The following is an 18,873-nucleotide window of genomic DNA, read 5'->3' on the forward strand; positions in this document are numbered from 1 at the left end:
CGCCGCCTCGAACTTTCGACGCACAGGAAGTGCTAGTGTCGGCGTAGCTGACAGGACGTCAGCGCCTTTAGCCGACGGGTCCTTTTTATCCTCTTTTTTGAACCACATATTTTAATTGGATCGGGGGAGAAAGAATGCTTGAAGAATTAAAGCAGAAAGTATTGGAAGCGAATTTACAATTACCTGAATATGGCCTTGTTACTCTTACGTGGGGAAATGTGAGTGGGATTGACCGTGAAAAGGGCCTTGTCGCCATTAAACCGAGTGGGGTTGCTTATTCTGAATTGAAGGCTGATGACTTAGTTGTCTTGGATTTGGAAGGGAATATCGTGGAAGGGGATTTACGCCCTTCTTCTGATACCCCTACCCATCTAGCACTCTATAAAGCTTTTAAAGAAATTGGTGGGGTTGTTCATACTCATTCGCCATGGGCGACAAGTTGGGCACAGGCAAAAAGGCCGATTCCGGCGCTTGGTACGACACACGCGGATTATTATTATGGAGAAATTCCAGTAACTCGCCCGTTAACTCAACAAGAGATTGAACAAGCTTATGAACTTGAGACAGGAAATGTGATCATTGAAACGTTTGAAAACTTACAATTAGATCCAAAAGCGATGCCAGGTGTATTGGTGGGAGGGCATGCTCCCTTTAACTGGGGGAAAGATGCTCATGAAGCTGTTCATAATGCTGTCGTGTTGGAAGAAGTTGCCAAAATGGCCTTGCATTCATTCCAACTTAACCCAAATGTTGAGCCACTAGACCAATACTTATTAGATAAACATTACTTACGCAAACATGGCCCCAATGCTTATTATGGGCAAAAATAATTGGTGCCTGGTACGCCGCGAATGATGTCGAATATTAATAGGAGAGTGAATGTTTATGTTGAAGGTAAAAGACTATGAATTTTGGTTTGTTACAGGTAGTCAAAATCTTTATGGGGAGGATGTTGTAAAGCAAGTTGAGGAGCATTCGCGAAAAATAGTTGCTGGTCTTGATCAGGATCCAGCTGTGACGTATAAATTGGTGTTTAAATCCGTTGTAAAAGAAGCAGATTCCATTCGCAGACTTTTTCTTGAAGCCAATGCGGATGAGAATTGTGCGGGGATTATTACGTGGATGCATACTTTTTCCCCGGCAAAAATGTGGATTGCTGGCTTAAATGCCCTAAAAAAGCCGCTCCTACATCTACATACGCAATTCAATCGCGATATTCCTTGGGATAGCATTGATATGGATTTTATGAACCTAAATCAATCCGCCCATGGTGACCGTGAATTTGGTTTTATCGGCAGTCGCATGAACATTAAGCGAAAAGTTGTTGTGGGACATTGGGAAAATCAAGAAGTACGCACGCGAATTGGTAGCTGGATGCGTACAGCAGTGGCTGTTTCCGAAAGTCACAATTTGAAGGTAGCACGTTTTGGCGACAATATGCGGAATGTTGCGGTCACGGAGGGCGATAAAGTAGAAGCGCAAATCAAACTGGGCTGGACGGTTGATGCATATGGTGTTGGTGATTTAGTTGAAAGAATTGAAGCTGTATCTGAACAAGACATTGATCAACTTATGGCTGAATATGCGGAACAGTACACAATTGTTCCAGAGGGACTTCAGGATGGTGCGGTTCGAGATTCTATCCGTTATCAAGCCAAATTGGAATTGGCACTGAAGGCCTTTTTAGAAGAGGGTGGCTATACAGCTTTCTCTAATACATTTGAAGATTTACATGGGATGCGTCAACTTCCAGGGCTTGCTACTCAGCGCTTAATGGAGCAAGGGTATGGCTATGGTGGTGAAGGAGACTGGAAAACAGCTGCTCTTGTTCGCCTTATGAAAATTATAGCGGATGGAAAAGATACATCATTTATGGAAGACTACACATATCATTTTGAGCCTGGCAATGAAATGGTACTTGGCTCTCATATGCTTGAAGTGTGTCCAACCATCGCTGAAGCGAAACCAACGATTGAGGTTCATCCACTAGGGATTGGTGGTAAAGAAGATCCAGCAAGACTCGTATTCAATGGACACGAAGGAGCCGCTTTAAATGCTTCCATTATCGATCTCGGTCATCGTTTCCGCTTAGTGATTAATGAAGTCGATGCGGTGAAAATTGAAAAGGATATGCCAAAGCTGCCTGTTGCCCGAGTACTTTGGAAACTTCAACCATCGTTGTCACAAGGAGCTGAAAATTGGATTATGGCTGGTGGGGCTCACCACTCTTGCTTCTCTTATCGTGTGACAAGTGAGCAATTAAAGGATTTTGCAGATTTGTTAGGAATCGAATCAGTTCTCATTAATAACGATACAAAAACACATGCCTTTGAAAATGAGTTGCGTTTGAATCAGCTTTTTTATAAATAAGAGTTATCGGAAAATCATGTGCATTTATTCTGAAACTCCTAAAATGCGTGTTCAAAAAGGAGTACGAAACTTCTTGGACATCCTCTAAAAGTGCAAATGGAATATACTCGATTCCTTAAGGAAGTCCTGTTTATTCCATTTGCTATGGAGGTAAGTTGCACATCATCGTCCGCATACCCATAATTACTACGAAAAAGAGATAGGGAGAGTAGACAAATGAATAACAAAGTTGTCATTAATACCGATATTGAAAAATCAAAGATTAATAAAAATATATATGGTCATTTTGCAGAGCATTTAGGCCGTGGTATCTATGAAGGAATTTGGGTTGGAGAAGATTCCCCCATTCCAAATACGAATGGAATTAGAAATGATGTGCTTGAAGCATTGAAGAATATTCAAGTTCCCGTATTACGTTGGCCTGGTGGTTGCTTCGCAGACGAATACCATTGGAAAGACGGAATTGGTCCACGGGAAAATAGAAAGAGAATGGTGAATACCCACTGGGGTGGTGTAGTGGAGAATAACCATTTTGGTACCCACGAGTTTATGATGCTGTGTGACATGATTGGAGCAGAGCCGTATATTTGTGGAAACGTTGGAAGCGGTACCGTTCAAGAGATGTCAGAATGGGTTGAATACATGACCTTTGATGGAGAATCTCCGATGGCTAATTGGAGAAAAGAAAACGGTCAACAGGAACCGTGGAAACTAAAATATTTCGGAGTAGGGAATGAAAATTGGGGCTGTGGAGGAAATATGCGTCCAGAATATTATGCGGATCTCTATCGCCGATATCAAACGTATGTCCGGAATTATGGGGATAACAAACTTTACAAAATTGCTGGTGGAGCAAATGTGGATGATTACCGCTGGACAGAAGTATTGATGAAAAATGCTCATTGGATGATGGATGGGTTAAGTCTTCACTACTACACAATGCCTGGAGAATTTTGGACAGGAAAAGGTTCGGCAACAGATTTCCCTGAAGAGGAATGGTTCATTACCTTACAAAGGGCACTACATATGAATACGCTCATTACGCGACATAGTGCCATCATGGATCAATATGATCCTGAAAAGAGAATTGGCATGATTATTGATGAGTGGGGAACTTGGTTTGATCCAGAGCCAGGTACAAACCCAGGTTTTCTTTATCAACAAAATACAATTCGTGATGCACTTGTTGCTGGTTTGCATTTTAATATTTTCCATGAACATGCGGATCGTGTCCATATGACCAATATTGCCCAAACAGTTAACGTGTTACAAGCAATGATTTTAACGGAAGGAGAAAAGATGTTACTCACTCCGACCTATCATGTGTTTGATATGTTTAAAGTTCATCATGATGCTTCCTTACTACAAGTAGACGGCCAATTTGATCAATATCAATTTGGAGATGAATCTTTACCACAAGTGAGCGTTTCCGCTTCAAAAGATAAGGATGGGAAAGTTCATATCAGTTTATGTAACCTAGATCATAAGAATGAGGCAGACCTTAATCTGGAACTCCGTGGCTTCGATTTATCCGCTAGCAAAATGAGTGGGAAAATTCTCACAGCAGATAAGATGGATGCACATAATACATTTGATCAACCAGAACATGTAAAACCAGTTACATGGACAGACGTGAAGACTGAAGGACAAGCCATTTCAGCCAAATTGCCTGCTATGTCAGTAGCCGTTTTAACATTGGAATAGGAGACAGACGATTGTGAAATTAGTTTGTAAAGGCTGCACAGAAAGTATCATTGTTCCTAATGAACTCGTGGAGGATTTGCTGTTAGATGCCGAAAAGAAAGGCGTAAAAATGGTTTCTAAAAAAAGCTATAAAGAAAGATTACAGCAATGTCAAACTTGCCCAGCTCTACTTTACGGAACAACCTGTAAGTATAGTGGGGGACTTGTTCAATATAAGGCTAAGATGGTAGCTGGAACATGTCCATGTCCAGCTGGATCTAAATGGATCGGAGCATAATGATACTGGATTTTTCAGGCGTGTCGCACGCCTGAAAAATCAACTCTGTACGGGATTAAATCAACTCTGTACGGGATTAAATCAACTCTGTACGGGATTAAATCAACTCTGTACGGGATTAAATCAACTCTGTACGGGATTAAATCAACTCTGTACGGGATTAAATCAACTCTATCCGAGAGTAAAGAAAGGGAGAGAAGCAATGAGTACGAAGAAAGCAAAGATGATTGTGGAAAAGGATTTTAAAGTGTCGGAAGTGGATAAGCGAATTTATGGATCATTTGTTGAACATCTGGGGCGAGCGGTCTATGGCGGTATTTATGAGCCAGACCACCCGACTGCGAATGAGCAAGGCTTTCGCCAAGATGTTATCGAACTTGTCAAAGAATTAGATGTTCCACTTGTTCGTTATCCTGGTGGGAATTTTGTTTCTGGTTACAATTGGGAAGATGGTGTAGGTCCGAAAAAGGATCGTCCACGTCGTTTAGAACTTGCCTGGAGAACGATTGAAACGAATGAAATTGGCACAAACGAATTTATGGATTGGGCCAAGCTTGTCAATGCGGATGTCAATATGGCGGTAAATCTAGGCACAAGAGGCGCCGATGCAGCTCGTAATCTTGTGGAATATTGCAATCATCCTTCTGGTACATATTATAGTGATTTACGTCGCTCTCATGGCTATCAGGATCCTCATAATATTAAAACATGGTGTTTGGGAAATGAAATGGACGGTCCATGGCAGATGGGTCAGAAAACAGCAGTAGAATATGGTCGGATTGCGAATGAGGCTGGAAAAGTGATGAAGCTTGTCGACCCAACAATTGAACTCGTTGCTTGTGGAAGTTCCAGTCGGACAATGCCAACCTTTGCGGATTGGGAAGCGACTGTACTAGATCTATCTTATGATCAAGTCGATTTCATCTCCCTCCACCAATACTATGGAAATCGAGATAATGATGTTGCCAACTATTTAGCAAGAACGTTAGAAATGGAAGATTTTATTCAATCCGTTATTTCGATCGCTGATTATATTAAAGCAAAAAAACGCAGCAAAAAAACGATCAATCTATCTTTTGATGAATGGAACGTTTGGTATCATTCCAATGAGGCTGATCAGAAAATCGAGCCATGGTCGATAGCACCACCGCAGCTGGAGGATATTTATAATTTTGAAGATGCCTTATTAGTTGGTTCCATGCTGATTACCCTATTAAAGCATGCAGACCGTGTGAAGATTGCTTGCATGGCCCAACTTGTCAATGTCATCGCTCCGATTATGACGGAAAATGGCGGCCCAGCGTGGAAACAAACAATCTTCTATCCTTATATGCATGCTTCTAAATACGGAAGAGGAACAGTCTTAAATCCAATCGTCTCAAGTCCAAAATATGACAGCAAAGATTTTACAGATGTCCCTGTATTAGATACAACCGCTGTCTATAATGAGGAACAAGAAGAATTAACAATCTTTGCGGTGAACCGTGATCTTGAAGGTTGTCTACAGCTTGATTGCGATATTCGTAACTTTGCAGACTATAAGATTGTCGAGCATATTGTGCTTGAAAACGATGATTTAAAACAGGTTAATACGGCGACCAAACAAGCTGTTGTTCCACATACAAATGGAAATGCTAGTTTGGATAGTGGTCTAATCACTGCATCATTACCAAAGTTATCTTGGAACGTAATTCGTTTGAAAAAATCATAAAGAGAGGAGCCCTCCTCTCTTTTTCTTAAGAAATTTGATTTATGGGTAGACATAAATCCTACTATAGTATGTCTTCAGTTAGTTCTTCAACTTAGAAAACACATCTCCAATAGCAAACTAATTAGCAAAGGGGAAAAATAATGACAAAGAACAGAGCGATACGCATATTAGTATGGGGGATTATGCTTGTATTGTTATTCCCGTTTCCGGCCATTGCAAAAGCGGAAAACAACCCAACATTTCAAAACGCGTCTGTCCATGACCCATCAATTATTAAGGTAAAAGATACATTCTATGTGTTTGGTTCTCACCTCGCAGCAGCGAAGTCTAATAATTTAATTTCCTGGGAACAAATTGCAGATGGAGTTCACCCAGGAAATCCGCTCATTCCCAATGCATTAGAAGAAATGAAAGAGACATTTGAATGGGCTGAAAGTGAGACATTTTGGGCAACCGATGTGATCCAGTTAGAGGATGGTCGCTTTTATATGTACTATAATTCATCTAGAGGAGATTCTCCTAGGTCGGCTATGGGTGTCGCTGTTGCTGATAATGTAGAGGGACCTTATAAGGATTTAGGGATTATCTTGAAATCCGGTATGGTTAAAGAACCAAGTGAAGATGGTACTCCTTACGATGCAACAGACCATCCTAATGTAGTGGATCCACATGTGTTTTTTGATGAGCAAGGAAAACTTTGGATGGTCTATGGCTCTTATTCTGGTGGAATTTACATATTAGAAATCGACCCAAAAACAGCCAAACCATACCCTGACCAAGGTTATGGTAAAAAGCTTCTTGGGGCTAACCACAGTCGAATCGAGGGGCCCTATATTCAGTACAGTGCAGAAACAGGATACTATTATCTTTTCCTATCTTTTGGTGGATTAGATTCAGTCGGAGGTTACAATTTAAGAGTTGCCCGTTCTGAAAATCCTGATGGCCCTTACTTTGACAGTGAAGGAAATAATATGATAGATGCCCACGGGCCAGAAGGGTCTTTTTTTGATGATAAAGCTATAGAACCATTCGGAGTTAAACTTATCGGGAATTTTACCTTCCAATCATATAAAGATCATGGCACTGAAGGTTATGTATCACCAGGTCATAATTCTACTTTTTATGATAAGGAAACAGGGAAATCCTTTAATATTTTCCATACTCGTTTTCCAAATAAAGGAGAAAGACATGAAATACGAGTGCACCAAATGTTTATGAATGAAGATGGTTGGCCTGTTATGGCTCCTTATCGCTATACGGGAGAAAAACTAAAAAAGATCCATCAAAAAGACATAATAGGTAATTATCAATTTATTAATCATGAAAAAGATATTTCGGCGGATCTGAAAAAAGCACAAAACATTACTTTAAAAGATGATGGTACGATTTCAGGTGAACGAACAGGAACTTGGGAATTAAAAGATGATTATACTGCGATTTTAAAGATCGAAGGAAATACGTACAAAGGTGTGTTTTTAGAACAATGGAATTCAGTTGCAGGTTCTGAAGGAATTGTGTTTACAGCCTTATCAAATGAAGGAAAATCGATATGGGGAATACGCGATTTGGACCGGAGCGATGAAGAGATTGTGGAGCTCACTAAAAAAGAGCTGGATCTTGGGGATACAAGCGAGGTAACTTCCGATCTTACGTTACAGACAGACGGGATCTCTGGGGCCAAAGTTACTTGGGAATCTTCCCACCCGAAGATTATTTCAACGGAAGGGAAAGTGATCCGCCCTGCTGCAGGGGAGAAAGATCAAGAAGTGACTTTAACCGCTACGATTTCAAAAGGAGAAGCGAAAGCAACCAAATCCTTTATTGTGACAGTCTTGGCTGAGGTCGAGGGGAAGTTAGTTGCTCATTATTCATTTGATGGTGATTTAGAAGATCAGACGAATCATGTAGATGCAGGAAAAGTGGTAGGAGAACAAATCAATCTTCCTGGAGGGAAGATTCCATTTACCGATGGGAAATTTGGTCAGGCAGCCCAATTTGATGGTTCATCTGGAATTTTACTGCCAGAAGGCCTGATTCATGATGATTCTTACACAGTAAGCTTATGGCTTAATCCAGAGGAATTAACGGAATTTACTACAACTTTTTTTGGCGCCCAAACAGAGGAGCAGTGGGTCAGTCTTGTTCCACGAGGCCCTGTTAATGGCGAAACAATGGTTTGGTCAGGAGAAGAATGGTTTGATGGAAATACGGGAATGACGATACCTAGTAGCGAATGGTCCCATCTTGCCTTCACGGTTGAAGAGGGGACATTGAATGTCTACATCAATGGTGAAAAGAAATTTTCTGATAGCGGGTTTCCAAATGTCTTTACATCTAAAAAAGCTATATTTAGTTTAGGGGTAAACTACTGGGACCAAGCCTATAAAGGGTTAATGGACGAACTACTCGTATACAATAGTATTGCTTTGTCAGAGGAGCAAATTTCCACTTATTTTAAAACAGGGGAGATCCCTTTACAAGCAAGTTCGATTGATGTATCTGAATTGGAAAAATTAATAGAGAAGGCTAAGCAATACGCCAATGAGGACGGTCAGTATACGAAGGAATCTTTTCAAGCTCTTCAAGAAGCGATAACGGAGGCTGAATCCGCTCTTCCAACAATCAAGTCAGAAGAGGACTTAAAGAAAGCCATTCAATCTTTGGATACGGCGATCAAGGGATTAAAGCTTGTTGAAAAGAAACCTGACACGAAAGATCCCGAAACAAACGGAGATAAGGATGCTGTTCCAATCAAGGATAAAAATGATCCAGACAAAAATAAAGGCAAAGAGGAAAAACAAAAGAAAGGTAAAGAATTACCAAATACAGCGACCTTTATGTATTCCAGCATGGTGATCGGTTTGTTGTTATTCATAAGTGGTATAATATGGTTCTATGTACGAAGAAAAGTCTCGATGAGAAAATAATGAAACTAGACATAAAAAGGGATGACATCAATGGATACAGAAAAAGTAATCGAACTAGTTAACCAAGCAGATAAAAATTGTTCCTGCTCCCACGAACATCACCCGATTACAATTGAGAAAATGACGGTGGGTGCAGATGCTTATGATCAATTTACTGTGTTTTTATCCGATAAGAACTATAAAAATGTATTGATGATTGCGGATGAAAATACATTACATGCAGCGGGAGAAAGAGTGGTCACCTATCTGGAAAAACTAGATCTTTCCTATGGGATCTGTTTGATCGAGCCAAATGAAATTGGCGATGTGGTTGCGGATGAGCAAGCACTTGTCCAGGCTTTATTAGCGATTCATGATGAAGTTGATTGTTTGCTAGCCGTGGGATCGGGAACGATTCATGATATTACGCGATTTTGCGGAGCCAAAACAGGAAAACCATTTATTTCGATCCCAACAGCCGCTTCTGTCGATGGATTTACTTCACTTGGTGCGCCACTCATTATTAAGGGAGTAAAGAAGACTTTTCCAACTGCCTCGCCCATCGCTCTATTCGCCGATATTGGGGTGTTAGCTTCAGCTCCGAAAACGATGACTGCTGCAGGGGTTGGCGATATGATGGCTAAATTTACCTCTTTAGCTGATTGGAAATTTGACCATCTCGTAAAAGGAGAACCATACTGTCCGCTTGCAGCAGAAATTACGAAATCTGCATTAGACGATTGTATGTTAGGAGTAGATAAAATTGCTAGAGGGGAAGAAGAGGGATTGAAAATTTTAATGAATTCCCTCATTCAATCCGGATTAGCGATGTTAATGTTTGGGCAGTCTCACCCCGCATCTGGTGGGGAACACCATCTATCCCATTATTGGGAAATGGAATTCCTTCAGAAGAAAAGACGACAGGTTTTACATGGAGCGAAGGTTGGCGTTAGCACGATTTTATTGTCCAGCCTTTATCCAAAATGGTATCTAGAGGGAAAACTGCTTCCTAACGGATCTCAGGAGAAAGATGAAGTGAAAAAAATCATTCAATCCCTTCCTGATGCCGTATCCTTAACGGAGTTAATGGAACAATTGGGAGGACCGACTACTCCTGAACAATTAGGAATTGAGCAAGATTTAGTTGACCGAAGTTTAAAGGAAGCCTATTTGTTGCGAGACCGTTTTACAATGTTGAAAAGCTATAATGAAAAGGGCTAATGTCGGCCCTTTTTCTCCTAGGTTGATTCCCTAGGCATGAAAGTCGGCGGTATATGTATACATTAGTTGCACCGTTAACTTATCAAATGGCATTGCCTTTTCTCCTTTTGAAGGATTGGAAAAATTCAAAAAAGTAATTGACAGATATCAAGTAAATGGGTTATATTACCATATATATAAAGGTGCACAAAGAAATGAAACCGGTTTCTAATGCTCACGCGGCTTTTGAAACCGATTTCAAAAGAAGGAGGATCTGTAAGAGTGCGAGATTGCAAGAGTTAAATAAAATTTTTGAACTTACAAATGGGGGGCTTTGTATTGAAGCAAATATTCGGTTTTCGCACGTCTTTCCTTTTTATCATGATGCTTTGTAGTATGGTTGTTTTTTCCGGATGTACTTCAAAGGATAAGGAAAAGGTATCGGTTGATGGTGAGCCTGAGCCAATAACCTTAAAGATCCATTTTGGAGAAGATGAGAATTTTATTAATTCATTTATCAAGCCCGCAGAAGAGAAATATCCCTATATTACATTTGAACATGTGGAAGGAAGTTATGAGGAATTAAATGCGGCGGGGAATACTCCCGATATATTGTTTCATTGGAATAAGGGTGGATTTGCAGAAGCTGAGGAGTACGGATTAGCTTATGATATGACAGAACTAATTGAACAATCTGGTTTTGATATTTCCCGATTTGATCCCAATCATTTGGCAGAATGGCAAGCTGCTGCAAATGGAGAAACATGGGCTCTTCCGATCATGACTAGTCGTTTTGCACTCATGTATAATAAAGACATTTTTGATTTATTTGGTGTCGAATATCCCAAAGATGGGATGAATTGGATAGAAGTAGTTGATTTGGCGGAGAAAGTGACCGGAGAAAGAAACGGTACCGAATACCAAGGGCTGTACATGCCAAAACATGAAGCACCGATCTTTTGGACTGCAGGAAATCTTGTCGATCCAGAGACCGAAGAACCAACTTGGACAGAAAACAAACAGATTCGCGATTACTTCGAGCTATACAAGAAAGCCTATTCTATTCCCGGTAATCCATATATTCCTGAACACTGGGAAGAGGGTGGTTGGGTTGAGTTATTTGAACAAGGAAAATTAGCAATGGTAGCACAGTTTTTTGGAGCTCCAAACCCAGAAGCAAATATAAATTGGGATATTGCAACTTACCCAGAGCCGGAGAATGGTGTCCCTTCCAGAGGGTGGGCAATGGGAATCAGTGCAACAAGTGAACACAAGGAAGAGATTATGAAGGTGTTTGACCTTTGGTTTTCTGATGAACAATTACTTAACAATACCTTTATAAGAGGACCTCTATATGTCCCGTTTCAACATCTATATGAGAATGGATCAGCCTTAGAAAAGGCTATAGAAAGGGATGGAGAGATTTGGGAAAATCGCAATATGGATGCCCTTTATTCCCTTCCTGTTGCGGATCCCCCAGAAGAAACTTCTGATTATAATGAAGGCGCAATGGGGACGATTGACGGAGCGTTGTATGAATTAGTTAATGAAGAGCAAATTGATGTTAACACCCTATTAAGGCAAAAATACGACGAAGAAATCAATCGTATCAAGGATGAAAAGGCGAAAAAATAATAGAACAAAGGGAATTGCTGAGGCAGAATCAACTAGTAATAAATCATAAATCTTAGCAGCGTCAGTGGGGGAACGGACACAGGATATGGCAATGTTCGTATGATATATGTCCTGTACTCCCCCCTACTAATTTGAAGGTGAAATTTCACGTGATGAAATCTTTGTTGATCTCGTGAAATCGGATCTTGATGTAAACACCTATATTCGAGAAACAGAGGAAAAGATTTCTAGAATTGTAGAAGATTTAAAAGGGAGGTTCATTCTACATGAAGCAACGCACATCAATCTTTTTTATGATCATGGTTTGTAGTGTAATCATTTTTGCCGGATGCACATCTAAAACAAAGACTAATTCAGCCGATAATAGTGAACCAGAGCCAATCACATTAAAAGTGCATTTTGCTGATGAAGAGAATTTTAATAACGCATTTATCAAACCAGCAGAAGAAAAATTTCCTCATATTACTTTTGAACATGTTGAAGGGGATTTACAAGAATTGATTGCTGGAAAAAAGGCACCAGATATTTTGTGGTTTTGGGATCAAGGGTGGCTAGAATATGCCAGTGAACTTGAAATGACTTATGATATGAGAGATTTAATCGAACAATCAGGTTTTGATATTTCTCGGTTTAACCCTAATCATTTAGCCGAATGGCAAGAGCTTTCTGGGGATGAATTATGGGTGCTCCCTATGAGTACTGACCGTTTTGCGCTCATGTATAATAAAGATATTTTTGACCAATTTGGTGTTGAGTATCCTAAAGATGGGATGAATTGGGACGAAGTAATTGCCTTGGCTGAAAAGGTAACCGGAGAGCGAAATGGCAACGAGTATCAAGGGTTATATATGCCAAAGTCTGGGGCTCCTATTGCTTGGACAGCAGGGAATCTAGTTGATCCAGAAACGGATGAACCGTTATGGCCAAATAATGAAACGGTTAGAAAGTACTTTGAAATGTATAAGGAAGCTTACTCCATACCAGGAAACCCGTTTATTCCTGAACATTGGGAGGAAGGTGGATGGCCAGAATTATTTGCACAAGGAAAATTAGCAATGGCTCCTCATTGGTTCATGCATCCAGGTGAGGAGGCAAATGTTAACTGGGATATTGCAACCTATCCAGAACCAGAAAATGGTGTTCCTGCTGGCGGCTGGGCAATGGGGGTTAGCTCTACTAGTGAGTATAAGGAAGAAATTATGAAGGCTTTTGACTTTTGGTATTCAGATGAGCAGTTAATGAATAATACCTTTATAGGCGGACCTCTCTCTGTACCGTACGCCCATCTTTATGATGATGGTTCAGCGGTAGAAAAAGCTTTAGAGTTAGATCCAGATCTGTGGGAGAACCGAAATATGGAAGCACTTTTCTCTCTTCCAGTAGCTGAACCACTTGAGAAGAAATCTGAATATCAAGATGATGACAAGGTTTATGATGCCTTATACCAATATATTGAGGATGATCAGATGGATCTAAATACGCTTATGAGGGAAAAATACGAAGAAGAATTAGTTCGAAATGAGGAAGAAAAGGCCCAGAAATAAAAGGAAAATGCTTTAAAATATAATTAGATAAATAAATTATAGGCATCGGAAAATTAGATGCCTATTTTTAATGAGGAATAAACATGGTTTTGCAATCTCTTTCCAAAGATCTCTGTTTGTTGTAAAATACAACGAAAATGAGGTATAATATAACTTAGTAAAATAAGTTAAGGAGTTCGATTATTGTGACTGAAATCAAAAAACCGATGAAGGATGTTGAAAAAGGATTAGAGTATGTAAAGGCAAGTTTAGGAATGGAAGGTTTTCATCTATCTGAAAAAGCGGAAGAATTATTAAGACGATACGGAAAAGGCGAAATCACTAGAAAAGAAGTTGTTCAAGCTTTTAAAGGTATGTAAATTATGGATTTTAAGGATCCTTATTGTTATCCGAATACAAATGTATTAATAAACAAATTAGACATAAGAGATCAAGATACCTTGCACAAACAAGAAGGCCAATATGTTGGTCTAGCCATGCTTGAGTTGTTCAATAATCCCATAAAAGGTAGCTTTGATTATAAACATTTGCAAGAAATACATGAATATTTGTTTCAAGATGTTTATGAGTGGGCCGGGGAAACCAGAACCGTATCTATGACAAAATATTATCCTGAACTAGATGATGTAAAAAGTTTTGCTTATCCTGAGTATATCGAATCTTATATTAATGGTGTTTTTGATGAGTTAGCCAACGAAAACTATTTAAAAAAGATAAAGGATGTCCCAAAATTTGCGAAACGACTTGCGTATTATATGAGCGAAGTAAATGCTGTGCATCCTTTTAGGGAAGGAAACGGGCGAACTCAACGTGAATTTTTTCGTTGTCTAGCTTTAGAAAACGGTTTTGTTCTTGATTGGTCAAAGGTTGATGAAAAAGAATTGACAAAAGCAAGAGCTATGTCTATCGATGATCCTATGTACCTAGGTTTATTAATAGAAGAGTGCCTAAAAAAACTTAGATAAAAATAAAAAGACTTTGATATCGAATATTAAAGGAAGAAGAGATTATCGTGGAAGGAAAAAAGGTATATTTGAGTCAAACTGAAATAGGGAACATCACTGAAAAAATGGGATGGGGAGATCGTAGGAAAGTTGCTGTTTTAATTGGCAGGGGGCAGTTTCCGGAACACGATGCTCGTATTGGTAAAACAAGAGGTTGGAGACATGAAACAATTGAACGCTGGATAAAAGATGTTGTTGAAAAGGATTTGCAATCTCGACGAAAGTAGCAGAAATTGACCACATTTACATAATTTTTCTGTGCGTGTTTGGCCATGGTTACCTCTGAATTATCCCCATTTCCCTCATCACCGCCGTAATTACGGTAACGACTCTTTACGGATCGTTACCGTATTCCTGCCAACGATCAATTCTGGTCACAATTCTCTCTTGATCGTTGCTGTTTGATTGCCATTATTACAATTTCCACTCCAATAACCAATAGGAGAATGAATATCTACTCCAATTCTTCCAGTTTGAATGAATAACGCCGAGCATATTGACAGTTCTTTTGTTTGTTCTCTAGTTGAGTCAAATAGACGTTTGTATGAACGCCATCATGGTCCGAGAAGACATCTGCTATGATTTTCGGTGTGTCGATATTTCGGTCAAATTCTAAGATCAATTCACTACCATTCCCTCGCCATATAATCCGATTGTCTAATAGTATCGGTTTGAAAAGGCTAACAAAATTCTCGGTTACGATGGCTTGATCAAAGGATTTGAATGAAAGAGCATCTTCTAGTAGCACGGATTTTTTCTGTTCATCCACAACCCATTTACGGTGAAAGGACTGGAGCCCTTCAACCTCCGGATATGTTTCAGCCATCTCAAGTGAAAACTCACTGATATGTTCATTAAACACCTGAAAATGTACATTTTCTGCTTGAAATTCACCCGCTTTTTGTTCTTTTCCTTGAATCAATGGTAAGGAATGTCCAAGAGCCCGGTTTGCTAGAAAAGTATAGCGCTTTTCACCAAAATAATCTCTTGTATATTCCCCAGCCCCCAAATCTGTCAAAAATAAATCATGGCCATCTCCGATGATAAAGTGACCAATATCATTATGATTATGGCTTTCATTATTTGCTCCGCCCTTCGCTGAAAAAACGAATCCCTTTTCTAAATCTCGTATCACCAACCATTCAAAATCATGAAAATAATGTCTGCTTGTTTCTACAACCTCTGCCCTGCAAGCCTTTGTCGTCCAAATTAAATTACGGTACATCGGCGCCCAACGGTAACAGCTATCAGAATAAAGTGAGGTCGCTTCTGTTACTGGCGGGATAGCTACATCAAACGTTTGTTGGCAGTAACAAAGTAAACCACTTGGCAGTTCCGAATGGTTACTGGCATCGGAATAGGGAACATAGCGATTTTCTCCAATCAGCGAATAAAATGGAAATTCCGCGATACTCTTAATCTTTTGATCACGAATATATCGATCATCTTGATAAAGACGGGTGTATTTTTCAGCGAAGTAGCAGTAATAGCCAAAACCATATGCCCAATAATCGACACCTTCTACACAAACACCATCCTCTTTAAAACCCTCTAAATAATGGGCAAAGGAGATTTCGAGACGTTTCAACATTCGCTTTTGTCTTTCAGAATGCACGGGCAAAGCTGATAAAGCGGCTAAACCAATGCTGCCGGCGATGACCGAACTCCAGTTATTTCTTAATCGCTCCCAATGCCAAGCTTTTTCCTCGAATGGCGTGAAAACCCGAATATCGATTTCTTCATAAACCTGTTGCTTAATAAAATCGGATAAGTGATCACCAATCAATTCAACAATCTCTGCAAGTGTTTGGGCTGTTTCTGCGGCAAATAAGTCTATTACCTTCTTACTTTTGTAACTAAGGCTATGATCATCAATCGGAATATGGGCAGGTAGTGCCCAAGAATATTCATTACAGATATGGAAAATGACTTCTTCCAAAAGGGGTACACTTTCCATATCCTTCCTAATCAAAACATCTAAAGCTAGTACATTTAATTGCTTTCTACGAGCAAAATATTGCTGTTCGAAAGTTAAGCGATCGCCCGTTTTAAGATACGTTTGGTAACCATTTAATTGAATTGGTTCGACATCATTTTTCAAACGATATTTGCTCGCTGCTTCTACGATTTCATTTATTAGTTTTTTGGTGAATGAATTCATGCAAAAGTCCCCCCTCAAATCGATACCTAAGCTAACTATGCCCTTTGTTTATTACGCCTTATAATAAGTTTACATTTTCTTTTACAATAATCTATGTTTTGGATCCATAGACATTTAGTAAAGGTATTTCTAATTCTGCCTCGTTTACAGAAGTGCATTAATCTTTAAGATTTCAAAATAGTATAGGAATCCCCATTGACAGAAATTACCAATTGATCGTAAGCTGTATATAATGCAGCAGTTATCTTACTATTTTCATAGTGAGATCAGTATGACATACATTTTTTTGGTACCGGTTTCAATATAATGAAAAAATCGCAAGAAAGCAAGTCTATTATTCTTTCTACCTTATTTTTTGAAACCGGTTTCCTGAAAAGGAGGAGATCATTTAACAAAACAGTGCGAATGTCTTTAGAGAAGGTGATGGGAAAATTAGATCGGTCTAGGGATTATTACAGATTTTCCGAGCGGAAAACCCAATTCCTTCAGGGGTGATGGCGAGGGTGGAATTGAGGCTTTGTTCGTTTCCAAATTTAAAAGTATAGGAACATTAGTTTGTAAAACTATTATAAATATGGTATAATAGAAGACAAGAATATGAGGTATATAGGCAACAACACAACTATTTCGTTTATCCCCCCCTCGTATTCTACTTTAAAATAGTGTAGAAAGATATTCCTGAATAAAGGAGTTGATCCCTATGGCAAGAAAGAATACCCCCACCTATACAATCGAACTTCCACTACATATTCCTATTTGGCAACAACACCGTTTAGAAAAGAAATTCAAGATTGCTCGTAACGTCTACAATTCATGTCTAGGTGAAGCTCTCAAACGTCATAAACGTGTGAAGGCAGATCAAACGTACCGTGATTTGCTTCGTGAACCTGAGTCGAAAGAACGCAACAAACAACTATCAGACGTCCGTAAGGCCTATGGATTTACGGAATATGGTTTGCATGATTTCGTGAAACCAGTCCAAGCCAAGTTCAAGGAAAATATCGGTAGCTTGGAAGCACAAAAATTGGCGACAAGAGCTTTTCAAGCAGTAGAGAAACTTCATTTTGGAAAAGCCAAAAAAGTGCACTTTAAAACGTTTAATGATGATATTTCCGTTGAAAATAAATTAAACACTAGAGGCTTGCGGTATGCGAATGGCCACATTCTTTGGGGAGATAAACCAACAAAGAAACGCCCTAAGCCTAAAAATTGGCTTTGCATGCCTGTTTCGCCAAAAGCAAGTGATGAATATGCCCAAAGGGCCTTAATGGATAAGACCAAGTATGTGCGGATCCTAAAACGTGAAGTACGTGGCAAGGTTCGTTACTTTGTGCAGCTCATTCAAGAAGGTTATCCACCAATCAAACGTAATCAAAAAGTGGTGGATGATAAAACCAAACGAGTAGGTCTTGACATTGGTACCTCTACCATTGCCATTAGTAGTAAAGAGACTGTACAACTTCGAGAACTAGCTCCAGAATGCGATCCTGATGAGAAGAAACTTCGTCGTATTCAGCGAGCGATGGATAGGTCAAAACGTGCCACCAATCCGCACAACTATCATGACAATGGTGTGACTAAAAAAGGTAAAATGACATGGGTATTTTCCAATCGTTATCTTCAACTTCGTCGTGAGCGTAAGGAATTGTATCGTAAAATCGCTGTCGCGCGAAAGATGTCACATGAAAAGTTAGCGAATGAAATTCTAGAGCTTGGTTTGGATGTCCGAGTGGAAACGATGCGGTTTCAATCACTGCAAAAACGTTCAAAAAAAACAACCCGCCATAACAAAAATGGAAAAATGAACTCCAAGAAACGGTTTGGCAAGTCAATCGCTCGCCGTGCACCCGCCATGCTTCTTTCGATTATGGACCGAAAGCTAAAATATCATGGCCATTCCATTAAAAAAATCGATACATATGCCGTAAAGGCGAGTCAGTTCAACCATCTATCCGGTAAAAATATGAAAAAACAACTCTCAGACCGTTGGAATGATGTTGGCGAATGTCGGATCCAACGTGATTTATATAGTGCCTTCCTAATCGGGCACACAGATGAAAAGCTAGAGTCCATTGACGTGGATCTATGCAAAGACGAATGGGATAACTTTGTTCAACTGCATCAACAGGAAATTGCCCGTTTAAAACAATCGTCCAGTCAAACGTTGCGTTGGTTTGTCACCTAAGCACAAAGCTGATTGGTCGTGACAACGCCCAAGAGAAAGCGGAACGAGAAGCATACAAGGGGTCCCGTGCCTGCTTGGAGAAGTGCCTTGCTAAACGCAATACGTCCGTTAATGTTCTAGGAGAACGCCCACCAGTGCTACGGTAGAAACTCTTTTCGAAAGGAAAGATAAGGGTA

14 protein-coding genes and 1 pseudogene are annotated in these 18,873 nt (G+C 39.7%); 14 read left to right on the forward strand and 1 reads right to left on the reverse strand.

The window, feature by feature from the left end; genetic code table 11:
- The first annotated feature begins 134 nt into the window (after nucleotides 1–134).
- The 13 genes and pseudogenes from araD to KI363_RS02070 all read left to right on the forward strand — a co-directional run bounded on the left by araD (nucleotide 135) and on the right by KI363_RS02070 (nucleotide 14,578).
- Nucleotides 135–830, forward strand: coding sequence for an L-ribulose-5-phosphate 4-epimerase (araD, locus tag KI363_RS02015; RefSeq protein ID WP_158322254.1), 696 nt, complete (start codon nucleotides 135–137; stop codon nucleotides 828–830).
- 55 nt (nucleotides 831–885) lie between these two features.
- Nucleotides 886–2,370, forward strand: coding sequence for an L-arabinose isomerase (gene araA, locus KI363_RS02020; protein ID WP_212965213.1), 1,485 nt, complete (start codon nucleotides 886–888; stop codon nucleotides 2,368–2,370).
- A gap of 216 nt (nucleotides 2,371–2,586) precedes the next feature.
- Entirely contained in the window at nucleotides 2,587–4,074 is a 1,488-nt protein-coding gene (locus tag KI363_RS02025; RefSeq protein ID WP_212965215.1) for an alpha-N-arabinofuranosidase, read from the forward strand.
- Between the two features lie 13 nt (nucleotides 4,075–4,087).
- Complete coding sequence (locus tag KI363_RS02030; protein ID WP_212965217.1) at nucleotides 4,088–4,351, forward strand: hypothetical protein; 264 nt, start codon at nucleotides 4,088–4,090, stop codon at nucleotides 4,349–4,351.
- Between the two features lie 202 nt (nucleotides 4,352–4,553).
- On the forward strand, nucleotides 4,554–6,062 hold the full coding sequence (gene arfA / locus KI363_RS02035; RefSeq protein ID WP_212965219.1) for an arabinosylfuranosidase ArfA: 1,509 nt from the start codon (nucleotides 4,554–4,556) through the stop codon (nucleotides 6,060–6,062).
- Between the two features lie 140 nt (nucleotides 6,063–6,202).
- Nucleotides 6,203–7,618 (forward strand): annotated as a pseudogene (gene abnB, locus KI363_RS22545) (arabinan endo-1,5-alpha-L-arabinosidase AbnB); the annotation flags it as partial.
- A gap of 33 nt (nucleotides 7,619–7,651) precedes the next feature.
- Nucleotides 7,652–8,989 (forward strand): LamG-like jellyroll fold domain-containing protein, encoded by a 1,338-nt coding sequence (locus KI363_RS22550; RefSeq protein ID WP_505744236.1) that lies wholly within the window; start codon nucleotides 7,652–7,654, stop codon nucleotides 8,987–8,989.
- Nucleotides 8,990–9,019: 30 nt separating this feature from the next.
- Nucleotides 9,020–10,189 carry a sn-glycerol-1-phosphate dehydrogenase gene (locus KI363_RS02045; RefSeq protein WP_373306697.1) on the forward strand — a complete coding sequence of 390 codons (1,170 nt, stop codon included), beginning with the start codon at nucleotides 9,020–9,022 and terminating at the stop codon, nucleotides 10,187–10,189.
- Nucleotides 10,190–10,507: 318 nt separating this feature from the next.
- Nucleotides 10,508–11,803, forward strand: coding sequence for an ABC transporter substrate-binding protein (locus KI363_RS02050; protein ID WP_212965226.1), 1,296 nt, complete (start codon nucleotides 10,508–10,510; stop codon nucleotides 11,801–11,803).
- Between the two features lie 266 nt (nucleotides 11,804–12,069).
- Entirely contained in the window at nucleotides 12,070–13,347 is a 1,278-nt protein-coding gene (locus KI363_RS02055; RefSeq protein ID WP_212965228.1) for an ABC transporter substrate-binding protein, read from the forward strand.
- A gap of 185 nt (nucleotides 13,348–13,532) precedes the next feature.
- A complete protein-coding gene (locus KI363_RS02060) occupies nucleotides 13,533–13,706 on the forward strand; it encodes an antitoxin VbhA family protein (protein ID WP_246516701.1) in 174 nt (57 codons plus the stop codon).
- A 3-nt stretch (nucleotides 13,707–13,709) separates the two neighbouring features.
- On the forward strand, nucleotides 13,710–14,312 hold the full coding sequence (locus KI363_RS02065) for a Fic/DOC family protein (protein WP_212965230.1): 603 nt from the start codon (nucleotides 13,710–13,712) through the stop codon (nucleotides 14,310–14,312).
- 47 nt (nucleotides 14,313–14,359) lie between these two features.
- Nucleotides 14,360–14,578 (forward strand): hypothetical protein, encoded by a 219-nt coding sequence (locus KI363_RS02070; protein WP_212965232.1) that lies wholly within the window; start codon nucleotides 14,360–14,362, stop codon nucleotides 14,576–14,578.
- A gap of 227 nt (nucleotides 14,579–14,805) precedes the next feature.
- On the opposite strand, the gene KI363_RS02075 is transcribed toward KI363_RS02070, so the two are convergent.
- Nucleotides 14,806–16,512, reverse strand: coding sequence for a heparinase II/III family protein (locus tag KI363_RS02075; protein ID WP_212965234.1), 1,707 nt, complete (start codon nucleotides 16,510–16,512; stop codon nucleotides 14,806–14,808).
- Between the two features lie 700 nt (nucleotides 16,513–17,212).
- Here KI363_RS02075 and KI363_RS02080 point away from each other — a divergent pair.
- Nucleotides 17,213–18,697 carry a transposase gene (locus tag KI363_RS02080; RefSeq protein WP_158324296.1) on the forward strand — a complete coding sequence of 495 codons (1,485 nt, stop codon included), beginning with the start codon at nucleotides 17,213–17,215 and terminating at the stop codon, nucleotides 18,695–18,697.
- Nucleotides 18,698–18,873 lie beyond the last annotated feature (176 nt).

Origin of the sequence: Lederbergia ruris, assembly GCF_018332955.1 — a bacterium.
Lineage (GTDB): Bacteria > Bacillota > Bacilli > Bacillales > Bacillaceae_C > Lederbergia > Lederbergia ruris.

Excerpts from the sequence above, each read along its gene's own strand:
- araD (WP_158322254.1), top strand. The coding sequence starts at position 135 with ATGCTTGAAGAATTAAAGCAGAAAGTATTGGAAGCGAATTTACAATTA.
- araA (WP_212965213.1), top strand. The coding sequence starts at position 886 with ATGTTGAAGGTAAAAGACTATGAATTTTGGTTTGTTACAGGTAGTCAA.
- KI363_RS02025 (WP_212965215.1), top strand. The coding sequence starts at position 2,587 with ATGAATAACAAAGTTGTCATTAATACCGATATTGAAAAATCAAAGATT.
- arfA (WP_212965219.1), top strand. The coding sequence starts at position 4,554 with ATGAGTACGAAGAAAGCAAAGATGATTGTGGAAAAGGATTTTAAAGTG.
- KI363_RS02045 (WP_373306697.1), top strand. The coding sequence starts at position 9,020 with ATGGATACAGAAAAAGTAATCGAACTAGTTAACCAAGCAGATAAAAAT.
- KI363_RS02055 (WP_212965228.1), top strand. The coding sequence starts at position 12,070 with ATGAAGCAACGCACATCAATCTTTTTTATGATCATGGTTTGTAGTGTA.
- KI363_RS02065 (WP_212965230.1), top strand. The coding sequence starts at position 13,710 with ATGGATTTTAAGGATCCTTATTGTTATCCGAATACAAATGTATTAATA.
- KI363_RS02075 (WP_212965234.1), bottom strand. The coding sequence starts at position 16,512 with ATGAATTCATTCACCAAAAAACTAATAAATGAAATCGTAGAAGCAGCG.
- KI363_RS02080 (WP_158324296.1), top strand. The coding sequence starts at position 17,213 with ATGGCAAGAAAGAATACCCCCACCTATACAATCGAACTTCCACTACAT.